Here is a 13,224-nt window from a genome sequence, read left to right as displayed (position 1 = left end):
GGCCCGGTCCACCGTCCCGCCGTTACGGAGTCCCGTCGTGCCCAGCAAGAAGGCCCTCGTCCGCCGCCCGAGTCCGCGCCTGGCCGACGGCCTGGTCACGCACATCGAACGGGAGAAGGCCGACGCCGATCTCGCGGTGGAGCAGTGGGAGGCCTATGTCGAGGCCCTGGGCACGCACGGCTGGGAGACCGTCGAGGTCGACCCCGAGGACGACTGCCCCGACTCGGTGTTCGTCGAGGACACCGTCGTCATGTACAGGAACGTCGCGCTGATCACCCGGCCCGGCGCCGACTCCCGGCGGGACGAGACGGCCGGGGTCGAGGAGGCCGTGGCGCGCCTGGGCTGCTCGGTGAACTGGATCTGGGAGCCGGGCACCCTGGACGGCGGCGACGTTCTGAAGATCGACGACACCATCTACGTCGGCCGGGGCGGGCGCACCAACGCGGCCGGCGTCCAGCAGCTGCGGGCCGCCTTCGAGCCGCTGGGGGCGCGGGTCGTCGCCGTCCCCGTGAGCAAGGTGCTGCATCTGAAGTCGGCGGTCACCGCGCTGCCCGACGGGACGGTCGTCGGGCACATCCCGAAGGTGGACCGGCCCTCGCTCTTCCCGCGCTTCCTGTCGGTGCCCGAGGAGAGCGGCGCCCACGTGGTGCTGCTCGGCGGCCAGAAGCTGCTGATGGCGGCGAGCGCCCCGAAGTCCGCGGAGCTGCTCGCCGATCTCGGCTTCGAGCCGGTCGTGGTCGACATCAGCGAGTTCGAGAAGCTCGAAGGCTGTGTGACATGCCTCTCGGTCCGGCTGCGGGATCTGTACGCCTGACGGGTGCCGGCCTCACCCTTGCGGCGCTGGGACCTGCGACTCCCGGACCGTCTTGACATGGCCTCGGGAGCCTTGGGCAGCCCACCTGATCAGGGATCTTTACGGTGTCCTTAACCTACGGCTACGTAACCTACGGTTTCGTAGCCTACGGTTTCGTAGCCTACGATCCCGTAGGTTCCGGCACCGCTCGCCGGCCTGTCCCCGTTGTCGCGTCCCCCTGGAGTTCCCGTGACGATCACTTCCCCGCACCTCGGCAGTCCCGCCGTCTGGACCGACGCCCGGCTGTTGTACGCCTTGGAGGAAGTGGTCGAGAAGGAACTCAACCGGCATCTGGGTGTCGCCAAGGACTGGATGCCGCACGAGTATGTGCCGTGGTCGGACGCCCGCAACTTCCCCGGTCTCTTCGAGGACGGCGAGGCCTGGGACAAGGAGCAGTCCAAGGTCACGGAGATCGGCCGCACCGCGCTCGTGGTGAACCTCCTGACGGAGGACAACCTCCCCAGCTACCACCACGAGATCGCCTCGCTCTTCGGCCGCGACGGCGCCTGGGGCACCTGGGTGCACCGCTGGACCGCCGAGGAGGGCCGGCACGGCATCGTGATGCGCGACTACCTGCTCGCCTCGCGCGCGGTGGACCCGGACAAGCTCGAGCAGTTCCGCATGTCCCACATGAGCGAGGGCTTCGAGTCGGACAACCGCCACTCGATGCTGCACTCGATCGCGTACGTCGCCTTCCAGGAGCTCGCGACCCGCATCTCGCACCGCAACACCGGCCACCAGTCGGGCGACCCGGTCTGCGACCGCATGCTGGCGCGCATCGCGACCGACGAGAACCTGCACATGGTCTTCTACCGCAACCTCCTGAAGTCCGCCTTCGAGCTCGCCCCGGACCTCACCATGCAGGCCGTGCGCGACGTCGTCGTCAACTTCCGCATGCCCGGCCACGGCATCCCCGGCTTCGAGCGGGCGGCGGCCCAGATGGCCATCGGCGAGGTCTACAACCTCCGCATCCACCACGACGACGTAATCCAGCCCGTCCTGCGCTTCCTGAAGGTCCTGGAGATCGACGGCCTCGGCCCCGAGGGCGTCCAGGCCCAGGAGGAACTCGGTCTCTTCATGGGCGGCCTGGACTCGGAGGCCCTGAAGTTCGACGAGAAGCTCGCTGCGCGCAAGGCGCGGATGGCGGCCCGGGCGAAGGCCTGACGACGCACCGAATTGCCGGTGCGGATCACCGCCCGCCTGCGCCTGGATCACCGAGCGCACCCTGGAGCGGCTGATCAAGCTGCACCGGCGCGGGCTGCCGCTGGAGATGGGCACGGTCTGCCTCGGCGACGGCGAGTTCGCGCCCGTGCCGCTCACCGCGCTGATGGACCGCCTCAAGGGTCGCCCGGTCACCGGCCTGCGCGAGCTGGCACGCGACGTGGACGCCTGGGAGGCCCGGCTGCGCCGCGCCGCCGTGCACTCCTCCGAGGGCGGCAACGACAGCGACGTGGTCCACCAGATCCTCGCCAACGCCGAGCTGTCCCAGCTGAAGAGGCACCGCGCCGCCGTGGGCCGCCTGGTCGCCCTGCTGCCGGCGACGCTGCGGGCGACGTATTTGGTGGGCGCGTCGCCGCAGCAACAGCGGTTCTGGACGGAGGTGTTCATGACGCTGCGGCGCTGACACCGGCCGCGGTCAGCGCACCGCGTCGGTTCCGGCCGCGGTGCCCGGGTCGTCGCCGGTCTCGCCGGAGGTGCACGCCCGCCCCGTCTCCCCGGTCACCACTGGGCCTCCCGGTAGTCCTTGAGGAACACGCCGGACACCGGGTCCCCGGCCTCGCCCCGCACGATCGGGTCGTACACCCGGGCCGCTCCGTCCACGATGTCCAGCGGGGTGCGGAAACCGGCCCCGGCCATGCGTTCCTTCTTCGGCGCCGGGTTCTCGTCGGTGATCCAGCCGGTGTCGACGGCGCACATGTGGACTCCCTGCCCGGCGAGTTCGGCGGCGCTGGTGCGGGTGAGCATGTTGAGGGCGGCCTTGGCCATGTTGGTGTGCGGATGGCCCGCCATCTTGTTCCGGACGGCGAACCGGCCCTCGACCGCGGTGACGTTGACGACGTAGCGGCGCGGGTGCGGCGAGGCGAGCAGCAGCGGCAGCAGCCGGTCGCACAGCAGCGCCGGGGCGAGGGCGTTGACGAGCTGGGTCTCCAGCACCTCGGCCGGGTCGAGCGCGCCGAGCCGCGCCGACCAGGAGTTCTCCGGGGAGGGGGCGGGCAGCAGCCCGGCCTCGTCCGCCTCGCGCAGCGCGACCGGCAGGGACGCGGCGCCGCTCTCCAGCCTCCGCATCGGGGTGAAGCCGGGCGCCTGCCGGGCGCCCTCGGGCAATCCGTCGACCTCACCACCGGCGAGCAGGGCGTACGACTCGGGCGGCCGCCGCACGGTCTGCGCGGCGTTGTTGACGAGGATGTCGAGCGGCTCGCCCTCGGCCCGCAACTCCTCGCACAGACCGAGCACTTGGCGTGGATCGCGCAGGTCGACGGCGAGCACGGTGAGCCGGTCGAGCCACTTCCCGCTCCCGGGCTCGGCGCGGAATCGGCGCACGGTGTCGTGCGGGAAGCGCGAGGTGACCAGGAGCTGGGCGCCGTCGCGCAGCATCATCAGCGCGAGCTGGAAACCGATCTTCACCCGGCCGCCGGTGAGCAGCACGCGGCGCCCGCTCAGATCGGTCCTCAGGGCGCGCCGTGCCGTGTTGTCGCAGGCGCAGTCCGGGCAGAGCCTGTGATGGAAGGCGTCGACCTGTCGATAGGGCGACTTGCAGATGTAGCAACTGCGCGGCTTGCGAAAGACGCCCGAGCTGCCGGGGACGGCGAGCGGTGCGTCCTCGCGCCGCTCCCGGGCGCCGGTCGCGGTCGCGGCCATCGCGTCGGCGTCCGCCGCGGACAACTCCGCACCGCGCGTCCTGCGTCGCCGCAGCCGGCCGTCGCGGGCGAAGGAGGCGGGACCTGCTCGGCGCGCAGCCGCACGGGGTCGTCGACGGGCAGCGCGCGCAGCCTGCCCACCGTGCGGTGGAAGGCGGCCAGCTCCTCGTCGCCGATCGCGTCAGTCATGTGTCCCGCCCCGTTCCCGCCCTGCCGTGTCGTGCGGTGGGCCGGGCCGGATTCGAACCGACGTGTCCTTCATGCCATGAAGGTGCGCCTGCCTCTGCGCTACCGTCCCCTGCGCGGTGGGCCCCGGCCGGATTCGAACCGGCGTATCCGCCCTGAGAAGGCGGCGAGTCTGCCTCTGCTCGACAGGGCCCACGGACGCAGCCCGGGGATCGGATTCGAACCGATGTCTTCCGCCTGGGCAAGGCGAGTGCGCCTGCCTCTGCGCTACGCCCGGGTGAGCCCCCGGATCCTAACCGCAGCGGGGCCCGCCGGGCTCATCGGTTTTCGCGCCGCCGGAGCTCCAGGCGCTCCTTCTCCGACAGCCCGCCCCAGACACCGAAGCGCTCGTCGTTCTGCAGGGCGTAGGCGAGGCAGAGCGGCCGCATCTCGCACATGCCGCAGATGCGCTTGGCCTCACGCACCGAGCTGCCCGGCTCGGGAAAGAAGAAGTCGGCCCCGGTCTGCGCGCACAGCGCCTCGGCCTGCCAGGCGAGGTCCGTCGGGGCGGTCATGTCGATGTGCATGGACCAGAGCGTGCCGGGCGGCGAAAAACGTTCGATCAACGCCCGATCAACGCCGCCGCCGGGGGCCTCCGGCCGCCTCGATGGTGGCGCGCCCGCACCCGGCGGCGCACGGCGGCGCGCGGAACGCGTCGCAAACAAGTCCGAACCATGCCCGATACTCCTGGTCACCTCCGCTGCCGCATCCGGGGAACCGCTTCCTCCGCTCCGACCCGCCTGGACGCTCCGGCAGCGTTTGTCAGTGTGGGGTGCAAGACTCGGCAGTGCAGAGAACGGGACCCTTCCGAGGAGGGCGATGATGCTCACCACCCGTTTCGTCAACGGCGCTCCGAACTGGCTCGACGTCGGCACCTCCGACATCGACGGCGCCATCACCTTCTACGGCGGTCTCTTCGGCTGGCAGTTCCAGTCGGCGGGGCCGGACGCCGGCGGTTACGGCTTCTTTCAGCTGGACGGCAGGACCGTGGCCGGCGGCATGCAGACCACCCCCGAGCAGGGCCCGCCCTCATGGACCGTCTACTTCCAGAGCGCCGACGCCGACGCCACCGCCAAGGCGGCGGAGCAGGCGCACGGCAAGGTGCTCATGCAGCCCATGGACGTGATGGGTGAGGGCCACATGGCGATCCTCGGCGACAAGGCGGGCGTGCCGTTCGGCATCTGGCAGCCGGGCCGCACCAAGGGCCTCGACAAGGCCAACGAGACCGGCGCCCTGTGCTGGGTCGAGCTCTACACCCTCGACATGGCCCAGGCGGCCTGGTTCTACCACGAGACCCTCGGCCTGGAGACCTCCGCGGTGCCTTTCCCCGGCGGCACGTACACGTGCATCAACGCCGCGGGCGCCGGAGAGGACGCCATGTTCGGCGGCATCGTCGACCTGGCCGACGACCCCGCCGAGGAGAGCGCCTACTGGCTGCCGTACTTCGAGGTCGCCGACACCGACGCCGCGGTCGCCCTGACCCGGCAACTGGGCGGCGCCGTCCGCGCCCCGGCCACCGACATCGAGGGGGTAGGCCGCATCGCCAAGCTGGCCGACCCCTACGGCGCCCGCTTCGCGGTGATCAAGAGCGCCCCGCAGCAGCAGTAAGGGGTCCCCGGGCCGGCGCCCCGTCGGAGGCGCGGGGAACCGCGCGACCAGCCACGACGCTGCAGCCGAAGGGCAACCTGGTACGTCTCGCCCGGCGGAGCACTACGCCGAGGCGCGCCGTACCAGCGTGGTGGGCAGCACCACGCTGGACGGCGCGCCCGCCTCGCCCTCCGCCGGCGCCCGATGCCCGAGCCGGCGCAGCAGCAGCCGGGCCATCAACCGACCCATCTCCTCGATGTCCTGACGCACCGTCGTCAGCGGCGGATCGCTCTGCTCGGCCACCGGCAGCATGTCGTCGAAGCCGATCACGGCCACGTCCTCCGGCACCCGCCGCCCGTGTTCGCGCAGTACCCGCAGGGCACCCGCGGCGGTCAGGTCGTTGGCGGCGAACACCGCGTCCAAGTCGGCCCGGCGCTCCAGCAGTTCACGCATCGCCCGCTCGCCGCCGGCCGGAGTGAAGTCACTCTCCACGATCAGCTGCGGATCGGCGTCGACCCGCGCGTCCCGGAAGCCTTCGAGCCGGTCCGCCGCCGAGGTCTGGTCGAGCGGCCCGGTGATGTGCGCGACCCGGCTGCGGCCGAGGCCGACCAGGTGCTCCACCGCCTCGCGCGCTCCGGCGCGGTTGTCGCAGTCGACGTACACCGCGTCGCTGCGGCCGTCGCTCCAGCCGGGCCGCCCACCGAAGACGGTCGGCACGCCGGCGTGCTGGATCAGGCCGGGCAGCGGGTCGTCGAGGTGCAGCGAGAAGACGAGCGCGCCGTCGACATGGCCGCCCGCCAGGTAGCGCCCGACCCGGGCGTGGTCGTCGCGGCCCTCGGTCAGCAGCAGCACGAGCTGGTTGTCGTGGGCGGTCAACTCCTTGCTGATACCGCGCAGTTGGAGGGCGAAGAAGGGGTCGGCGAAGACGCGGGTCTCCGGTTCGGCGATGACCACCGCGATGGCGTCGTGCCGCCGCGTCACCAGGCTGCGGGCCGCCTGGTTCGGCACGTACCCGAGCTCCTCCACGGCTCGGCGCACCCGCTCGACGAGGGGTTCGCGCACCCCGTCGCCGCCGTTCACCACCCGGGAGGCGGTCGCCCGGGACACGCCGGCCCGGGCGGCCACGGCCTCCAGCGTGGGTCGCGGCGCTGTCTCGGTCACTTCGGAGCTCCTCATCGGCGGGTGCCGATCAGGATAACCCCAGGCGGGCGGGTTGGTGAGAGCGCTCACAAGCTTGCCACGGGTCAGTGACGACCGGGCTCGTGCCCCGGAATCGTGCCGTCCGCCTTCTTCACCAGGAACAGCCCCACCATCCCCATGTCGGAGTGGCTCTGGACAACCAAGTACGGGTCCGTGCCGCCACCGCGGCCGCGGGCACGGCGACGATCGTGTTCGAGAACAGCGCGGCCACCGGCAACACGATGGGCATGCCGCACACGCTGACGTGAGGACGGTCCTCGACAGTCTGCTCACGCAGGGCGTCCTCGACCAGCGCGAGTACAACGCCGTCCAGAAGGCCGCCCGGCAGTCCGGCACAGGCAAGCCGGGCCGGACGGAGGGCTACCGGAAGATCTTCGACGGCAGGGCGGCGTCCCTCGCCAAGTGGGAGCAGGTGGGCGGCGGTTCGTTCGGCCTGAACGCCGACGGTCGCTCACCAGCGGCACCGCCAAGGACGGTCTGGGCATGCTGTGGTTCCCGCAGCGCAGGTACGGCGACTTCTCCCTCGAGCTCCAGTGGCGTGACGACGCGCCGGGCACGGGCAACGCCAACTCCGGTGTGTTCGTGCGCTTCCCCTGGGTCCACGACCATCCGGAGGAGTCACGGCCGGAGTGTGTCGCCATCAAATACGGGCACGAGGTGCAGGTGCTCGACCGGCCCGACGGCGACATGTACAAGACCGGCTCGATCTACGGCTTCGACCGCGTCGGACTCGCCGGTGCCGGCGTCACCCAGAAGGGCACCTGGAACGACTACGAGATCCGGGTGGTCGGCACTACTCGGTCCACCGCAACGGCGTGCTGCTCAACGAGTTCGACAACACCGGCGGCCAGGAGTTCTCCCCGCCCCGCTCGGACGGCCCGGGCACGGACGGCCGCCGGTTCGCCTCCGGCTACGTAGGACTCCAGGTGCACAGCACGTCGGACGTGATCTCCTACCGGGACATCCGGATCAAGGAGTTGTAGGTTCAGCGGGCGGAGCAGCCGGCTCACCCTTCGGAGGAGCCAGCTCGCTCTTCGGAGGAGCCGGCTCGCTCTTCGGCGGAGCCGTCTTTCTCGCCCGGCTCGGCTGCACCCGCTTGGGCTCCCCCGGCATCTTGGGGTACTCGGGCGGGTACGGCAGATCCCCCAGCCCGTGGTCGTGCTCGTCGCGGCGGGCGAGTTCGAGCAGGGGCTCCAGGGAGAAGCGGTGGTCGTCCATGTCCGCGTGCACGTCGCCGAGTTCGGCGAAGCGCGCGGGCATGGTCGCGATGTCGAAGTCCTGCGGGTGGGCGACGCCGACCTCGTCCCAGCTCAGCGGCGCGGAGACGGGGGCGTGCGGGCGGGGACGCACGGAGTACGCGGAGGCGATGGTGCGGTCACGCGCCGTCTGGTTGTAGTCGACGAAGATGCGCTCGCCCCGCTCCTCCTTCCACCACTTGATGGTCACCTGCTCCGGCATCCGCCGCTCCAGCTCCCGGCCGACCGCGATGGCGGCGCGCCGGACCTGGGTGAAGGTCCAGCGCGGCTCGATCGGCACGAAGACGTGCAGGCCGCGGCCGCCGGAGGTCTTGGGGAAGCCGCGCAGGCCGCCGAACTCGTCGAGGACGGCGCGGAGTTCATGGGCGGCGCGGACGGCGTCGTCGAAGTCCGTGCCGGGCTGCGGATCGAGGTCGATGCGCAGTTCGTCGGGGCTGTCGACGTCGTCACGGCGCACCGGCCAGGGGTGAAAGGTGAGAGTGCCGTACTGGGCGGCCCACAGCACGGCGGCCTCCTCGGTGGGGCACATCTCGTCGGCGCTGCGGCCGCTGGGGAAGGTGATGTGGGCGGTCGGGATCCAGTCGGGCATGTTCTTGGGCGCCCGCTTCTGGAAGAAGGACTCGCCCGTCACCCCGTCCGGGTAGCGCTCCAGGGTGGTGGGCCGGTTGCGCAGCGCGCGCAGGATGCCGGGGCCGACCGCGATGTAGTAGCGGGCGAGGTCCAGCTTGGTGAAACCGCGCTCTGGAAAGAAGATCTTGTCCGGGCTGGACAGCCGGACCGCGCGGCCGCCCGCCTCCAGTTCCACCGCTGCACCCATTCCGCCACGGTAGGCGCCTCCGGTAAACCTCGCATACCGGGCGGCAGGCGACGTATGCGAGCAGAATCGAGACATGGATCTCCCGGTGATGCCGCCCGTGAAGCCGATGCTCGCCAAGTCGGTGGCGAAGATCCCCCCGGGCATGCAGTACGAGGCGAAGTGGGACGGGTTCCGGGCGATCGTGTTCCGCGACGGCGAGCAGGTCGAGCTCGGCAGCCGTACCGGAAAGCCCCTGACCAGGTATTTTCCCGAGCTTGTGGCGGCGCTGAAGGAGCGGTTGCCCGAGCGGTGCGTGCTGGACGGGGAGATCGTGATCGCCCGGGAGGGGCGGCTCGACTTCGACGCGCTCACCGAACGCATCCACCCCGCCGACTCCCGGGTGCGCACGCTCGCCGAGCGGACCCCGTCATCCTTCGTCGCCTTCGACCTGCTGGCCCTGGCCGACGAGTCCCTGCTCGACATGGAGCTCACCGACCGGCGGGCGCTGCTGGAACGGGCCCTTCAGGGCGTCACCGCCCCCGTCCACCTGGCGCCGGCGACCACCGACGTCGACGTCGCGCAGAACTGGTTCGAGCAGTACGAGGGCGCGGGCCTGGACGGCGTCATCGCCAAGCCGCTCACCCTGCGCTACCTCCCTGACCAGCGCGCCATGTTCAAGATCAAGCACGAGCGGACGGCGGACGTCGTCGTCGCGGGCTACCGCTTCCACAAGAGCGGCCCGATCGTCGGCTCACTGCTGCTCGGCCTCCACGACGACCAGGGCCGTCTCCAGCACGTGGGCGTGTCCGCCGCCTTCGCCATGAAGCGGCGCGCAGAGCTCGTCGAGGAGCTTGAGCCGCTGCGGATGGAGGACCCCGCGGGTCACCCCTGGGCGGCCTGGGCCGACGAGGCGGCGCACGAGAACGCCCGGCTGCCCGGCGCGCCGAGCCGCTGGTCGGGCAAGAAGGACCTGTCCTGGGTACCGCTCCGCCCCGAACGCGTCGCGGAGGTGGCTTACGACCACATGGAGAACGGCGCGCGCTTCAGGCACACGGCCCGCTTCCGCCGCTGGCGCCCGGACCGCACCCCGGAGAGCTGCACGTACGCGCAGCTGGAGGAGCCGGTCCGCTACGACCTGGACGAGATCCTCCGTTCCCCCGGCTGAGTCACGCCCGCAGCCGGCTCAGGGAGTCATCAGCACCTTCACGGCGCCGTCCTGCTTCTTCTGGAACATCTCGTAGGCGTGCGGCGCCTCCGACAGCGGCAGCCGGTGCGTGGCGAAGTCGTCGACGCCGAGCGGGTCCTCGTCCGTCAGATACGGGATGATCTCGTCGCTCCAGCGACGGACGTTGGCCTGCCCCATCCGCATCTGGATCTGCTTGTCGAACAGCGTGAGCAGCGGAATCGGGTCGGCCATGCCGCCGTAGACCCCGCTGAGCGAGATCGTGCCGCCGCGGCGCACCAGGTCGATCGCCGTGTACAGGGCGGCCAGCCGGTCGATGCTGAAGCGCTCGGCGAACGGCCCGCTGATCTTGCGGGGCAGGAGGGCCGAGGCCGCCTGGGCCAGCCTGGCCGCCGCACCGCCGTGGGCCTCGGTGCCCACAGCGTCGATCACCGCGTCGGGGCCGCGGCCGTCGGTCTGGTCGCGGATCGCGGCGACGAGCTCCTTCTCGCCGTCGAAGCTCCTGATGTCGAAGGTCTCCACACCTCGCGCGCGGGCCCGGCGCAGCCGATCGCTCACCAGGTCGACACCGAACACCTGCCCGGCGCCGCGCACCTGGGCGACCCGGCAGGCCATGTCACCGATGGGCCCGAGGCCGAGGACGGCGACGCTGCCGCCTTTGGGGATGCCCGCGTACTCGACCGCCTGCCAGGCGGTGGGCAGCACGTCGGAGAGGTACACGAAGCGGTCGTCGGGCGGCCCCTCCGGTACCTTGATCGGCCCGAACTGGGCCTGCGGCACCCGCAGATACTCGGCCTGCGCACCCGGCACCGCGCCGTAGAGCCGCGTGTAGCCGAACAGCGCGGCACCCATGCCCTCGCTCGACACCTGCGTGGTCTCGCACTGCGTCGGCAGCCCCGTCAGGCACATCCAGCAGTTGCCGCAGGCGATCTGGAACGGCACCACCACCCGGTCGCCGACCGCGAGGTCCGGCACCCCGGGCCCGACCTCCTCGACGATGCCCATCGGCTCGTGTCCGAGGATGTCGCCCGGCGTCATGAACGGCGTGAGCACCTCGTACAGATGCAGATCAGAGCCGCACAGCCCGGTCGACGTGATGCGGATGACGGCGTCCGTGGGCTCCTGGATCCTCGGATCGGGCATCTCCTCCACCCGCACGTCCCGCTTCCCCTGCCAGGTCACAGCCTTCATCGCGTGGTGCTCCCTCCGTCGCTTCGGTGCGTCAGGTCCTGCGGTGCGGCCCGGGTACCCGGGCGTCCGCCTCCCGAAGCAGGTTCTGGGGCCAATGGGCGTATTCAACGCGCGCCACCAGAACCGAGCGGGTATAGCCACCGATGAACGTATAAGCGCACAATCATCTACACGGGATGTGGTGGCCACGGTGAACACGAGACGGAAGAAACGCCTGCGACGCACCTCGACGGCGGCGGCGCTGCTCGCCGCCTCGGTGACGGCCGCACTGGCGGCCAGCTGCACGGGACAGCACGGCCCCGCCGACGACGGACGCGGAGAGCTGAAGACGCCGACCCCGCGGCACAGCGCCGTCCGCCCCGTACTCGCCGTGAAGATCGACAACGCGCCCGCGGCCCGGCCCCAGACCGGCCTGGACGCCGCCGACGTCGTCTACGCCGAGCAGGTCGAGGGCGGTCTCAGCCGCCTGATGGCGATCTACGCGACCACGCTGCCGCAGGCCGTGGGGCCGGTGCGCAGTGCCCGCGAGTCGGATCTGGAGCTGCTGCGCCAGTTCGACAACCCGACGCTCGCCTTCTCCGGCGCCCAGCACAAACTGCTGCCGCTCATCGACCAGGCCCCGCTGAACCCGGAGCCGCCCACGAAGGCCACCGACGCCTACTTCCGCGGTACCGGAAAACCCGCACCCCACAACCTCTACCTGCGCCCCGCCGACCTGATGCACTCGGCACCGGGCCCTGACGCCCTCACCACCGGCTTCCGCTACGGCGCCGCACCCGCCGGCGGCAAGGCCGAGACCACGCGCACGATCCACTACCCGGCCGCCGGCTTCACCTTCACCTGGTCCCCGGGCCTGCACCGCTACCTGGTCGCGATGGACGGCACACCCACCGTGACGACCGACGGAAAGCGGGTGGCCCCCGCGACGGTCGTCGTGCAGTACGTGAGGATGCACAAGTCCGCCTTCCACGACGTCCTCGGCAACAACACGCCGTACACCGAGACGGTGGGTTCGGGAACGGCGAGCGTCCTGCGCGACGGGCGCGCCTACGACGTCGACTGGCAGCGCAGGGCGGCCACGGACGGCACCCACTTCACGACGAAGGACGGCAAGCAGGTCAACTTCGCCAAGGGCCAGGTGTGGGTGGTGCTGGCCCAGGCCTTGTGAACGGGGCAGGTTCGGCTCGGTTCGATCCGGCTATGGCCGGTTCGGCCGTGGCCGGTTCGGCCGTGGCCGGTTCGGCCGTGGCCGGTTCGGCCGTGGCCGGTTCGGCCGTGGCCGGTTCAGCTCTGCGCGACGAGGGGTTCCGCCGGGTTGCGGAGCCCCTCGGCGGCGTCGGCGACCCGCCGGATGAGCTCGAAGAACACCGCCTGCTCGTCGGCGGAGAGCGGCGCCAGGAAGACCTGGTTCATCCGGGCGGTGCGCACGGTCAGCTTGCGGTGGGTGCGCAGGCCCTCGTCGGTCAGGCGCAGCAGGAAACGGCGCCCGTCCTGCGCGTCACGCACCTTGTCCACCAGCCCGCGCCTGCCGAGCCGGCTGATCACCTCCGCGATCGTGGACCGGTCGAGCCCCACCCGCTCCCCCACCGTGCGCTGGTCCAGGCCCGGCTCGGCGACGAGCGCGTTGAGGACCGCGAACTGCGGCGAGGTGATCTCCTCCGAGACCATCGTGTTCCACAGCAGGTAGTGGGCCTGCTGAAGCCGCCGGGCCAGGTGCCCGGGGTGGGTGGTGAGGTCCACCGCGGCCATGTGCGCTCCCGAGGTCGAAATCGTTGGTGCACTGACGATACCCGGATACGACGCGAACTGTCTGCACGGCCGCACCTGGTATTGACCTCGCCTTTCGTCAGGGCCTTGACGCCTCGCAGGGACAGTGGCAGCGTGAAGGAAACTTCACCGAAATACTCAGTGCCCTGACTAATTGATGACCGGGTACTCGGACGGGACGGGGCTTCACGGATGGACAAGGTGGTCGCCACGGCCGTTGAGGCGGTGGTGGATGTGCCGGAGGGTGCGTCGCTGGCGGTGGGCGGGTTCGGTTTGAGTGGGGTGCCCAATGTGCTGATCCAGGCCCT

The 13,224-nt window shown here is 71.1% G+C and carries 13 protein-coding genes, 3 tRNA genes and 2 pseudogenes; 9 read left to right on the top strand and 9 right to left on the bottom strand.

Translation table 11 applies throughout. The features are described from left to right. The first annotated feature begins 37 nt into the window (after positions 1-37). From ddaH to ACGFYN_RS29370, 3 genes are all read left to right on the top strand, one after another. Positions 38-814 carry a dimethylargininase gene (gene ddaH / locus ACGFYN_RS29380; RefSeq protein WP_393868904.1) on the top strand — a complete coding sequence of 259 codons (777 nt, stop codon included), beginning with the start codon at positions 38-40 and terminating at the stop codon, positions 812-814. Positions 815-1,042: 228 nt separating this feature from the next. After that, positions 1,043-2,017 carry an acyl-ACP desaturase gene (locus ACGFYN_RS29375; RefSeq protein ID WP_393868903.1) on the top strand — a complete coding sequence of 325 codons (975 nt, stop codon included), beginning with the start codon at positions 1,043-1,045 and terminating at the stop codon, positions 2,015-2,017. A gap of 106 nt (positions 2,018-2,123) precedes the next feature. Continuing rightward, positions 2,124-2,477 carry a hypothetical protein gene (locus ACGFYN_RS29370; protein ID WP_393868902.1) on the top strand — a complete coding sequence of 118 codons (354 nt, stop codon included), beginning with the start codon at positions 2,124-2,126 and terminating at the stop codon, positions 2,475-2,477. A gap of 95 nt (positions 2,478-2,572) precedes the next feature. Here the strand turns inward: ACGFYN_RS29370 and ACGFYN_RS29365 are convergent. The 5 genes and pseudogenes from ACGFYN_RS29365 to ACGFYN_RS29345 form a co-directional block, all read right to left on the bottom strand. Next, positions 2,573-3,900: pseudogene (locus ACGFYN_RS29365) on the bottom strand (SDR family oxidoreductase). Positions 3,901-3,937: 37 nt separating this feature from the next. After that, a tRNA-Ala gene (locus tag ACGFYN_RS29360) sits at positions 3,938-4,009 on the bottom strand. Between the two features lie 9 nt (positions 4,010-4,018). Then, positions 4,019-4,090: transfer RNA gene (locus ACGFYN_RS29355), tRNA-Glu, on the bottom strand. Positions 4,091-4,100: 10 nt separating this feature from the next. Further along, positions 4,101-4,175 (bottom strand) — tRNA-Gly (locus ACGFYN_RS29350). Between the two features lie 39 nt (positions 4,176-4,214). Beyond that, entirely contained in the window at positions 4,215-4,502 is a 288-nt protein-coding gene (locus ACGFYN_RS29345; protein ID WP_393869088.1) for a WhiB family transcriptional regulator, read from the bottom strand. A 256-nt stretch (positions 4,503-4,758) separates the two neighbouring features. Between ACGFYN_RS29345 and ACGFYN_RS29340 the strand changes: the two genes are divergently transcribed. Beyond that, positions 4,759-5,544: a VOC family protein gene (locus ACGFYN_RS29340; RefSeq protein WP_393868901.1), complete on the top strand. Its 786-nt coding sequence runs from the start codon at positions 4,759-4,761 to the stop codon at positions 5,542-5,544. Between the two features lie 102 nt (positions 5,545-5,646). Here ACGFYN_RS29340 and ACGFYN_RS29335 read toward each other — a convergent pair whose 3' ends face one another. Beyond that, positions 5,647-6,684: a LacI family DNA-binding transcriptional regulator gene (locus ACGFYN_RS29335; protein WP_393868900.1), complete on the bottom strand. Its 1,038-nt coding sequence runs from the start codon at positions 6,682-6,684 to the stop codon at positions 5,647-5,649. Positions 6,685-6,848: 164 nt separating this feature from the next. On the opposite strand from ACGFYN_RS29335, the gene ACGFYN_RS29330 reads away from it, so the two are divergent. Together ACGFYN_RS29330 and ACGFYN_RS29325 are read left to right on the top strand one after the other, a co-directional pair. Continuing rightward, entirely contained in the window at positions 6,849-6,971 is a 123-nt protein-coding gene (locus tag ACGFYN_RS29330; protein WP_393868899.1) for a hypothetical protein, read from the top strand. Beyond that, a pseudogene (locus ACGFYN_RS29325) lies at positions 6,968-7,706 on the top strand (DUF1080 domain-containing protein); the annotation flags it as partial. The gene ACGFYN_RS29330 and the pseudogene ACGFYN_RS29325, both read left to right, overlap by 4 nt. Here the strand turns inward: ACGFYN_RS29325 and ligD are convergent. Beyond that, entirely contained in the window at positions 7,693-8,796 is a 1,104-nt protein-coding gene (ligD, locus tag ACGFYN_RS29320) for a non-homologous end-joining DNA ligase (protein WP_393868898.1), read from the bottom strand. The pseudogene ACGFYN_RS29325 and the gene ligD overlap by 14 nt on opposite strands. 73 nt (positions 8,797-8,869) lie before the next feature. Between ligD and ACGFYN_RS29315 the strand changes: the two genes are divergently transcribed. Further along, positions 8,870-9,940 (top strand): ATP-dependent DNA ligase, encoded by a 1,071-nt coding sequence (locus tag ACGFYN_RS29315; RefSeq protein ID WP_393868897.1) that lies wholly within the window; start codon positions 8,870-8,872, stop codon positions 9,938-9,940. 18 nt (positions 9,941-9,958) lie between these two features. Here ACGFYN_RS29315 and ACGFYN_RS29310 read toward each other — a convergent pair whose 3' ends face one another. Beyond that, on the bottom strand, positions 9,959-11,149 hold the full coding sequence (locus ACGFYN_RS29310; protein WP_393868896.1) for a zinc-dependent alcohol dehydrogenase: 1,191 nt from the start codon (positions 11,147-11,149) through the stop codon (positions 9,959-9,961). A 181-nt stretch (positions 11,150-11,330) separates the two neighbouring features. On the opposite strand from ACGFYN_RS29310, the gene ACGFYN_RS29305 reads away from it, so the two are divergent. After that, a complete protein-coding gene (locus ACGFYN_RS29305) occupies positions 11,331-12,317 on the top strand; it encodes a DUF3048 domain-containing protein (protein WP_393868895.1) in 987 nt (328 codons plus the stop codon). Between the two features lie 116 nt (positions 12,318-12,433). Here ACGFYN_RS29305 and ACGFYN_RS29300 read toward each other — a convergent pair whose 3' ends face one another. Continuing rightward, entirely contained in the window at positions 12,434-12,898 is a 465-nt protein-coding gene (locus tag ACGFYN_RS29300) for a MarR family winged helix-turn-helix transcriptional regulator (protein WP_393868894.1), read from the bottom strand. Positions 12,899-13,108: 210 nt separating this feature from the next. Here ACGFYN_RS29300 and ACGFYN_RS29295 point away from each other — a divergent pair. Next, the coding region (locus ACGFYN_RS29295) for a CoA-transferase (protein ID WP_393869087.1) at positions 13,109-13,224 on the top strand (116 nt) is incomplete at its 3' end.

Source organism: Streptomyces sp. NPDC048419 (assembly GCF_043200415.1).
Taxonomy (GTDB): domain Bacteria; phylum Actinomycetota; class Actinomycetes; order Streptomycetales; family Streptomycetaceae; genus Streptomyces.
This window is presented reverse-complemented; position numbering and strand designations above follow the sequence as displayed.

Coding starts and splice junctions, on each gene's coding strand:
- ACGFYN_RS29340 (WP_393868901.1), top strand. CDS start 4,759: ATGCTCACCACCCGTTTCGTCAACGGCGCTCCGAACTGGCTCGACGTC.
- ligD (WP_393868898.1), bottom strand. CDS start 8,796: ATGGGTGCAGCGGTGGAACTGGAGGCGGGCGGCCGCGCGGTCCGGCTG.
- ACGFYN_RS29315 (WP_393868897.1), top strand. CDS start 8,870: ATGGATCTCCCGGTGATGCCGCCCGTGAAGCCGATGCTCGCCAAGTCG.
- ACGFYN_RS29310 (WP_393868896.1), bottom strand. CDS start 11,149: ATGAAGGCTGTGACCTGGCAGGGGAAGCGGGACGTGCGGGTGGAGGAG.
- ACGFYN_RS29370 (WP_393868902.1), top strand. CDS start 2,124: ATGGGCACGGTCTGCCTCGGCGACGGCGAGTTCGCGCCCGTGCCGCTC.
- ACGFYN_RS29300 (WP_393868894.1), bottom strand. CDS start 12,898: ATGGCCGCGGTGGACCTCACCACCCACCCCGGGCACCTGGCCCGGCGG.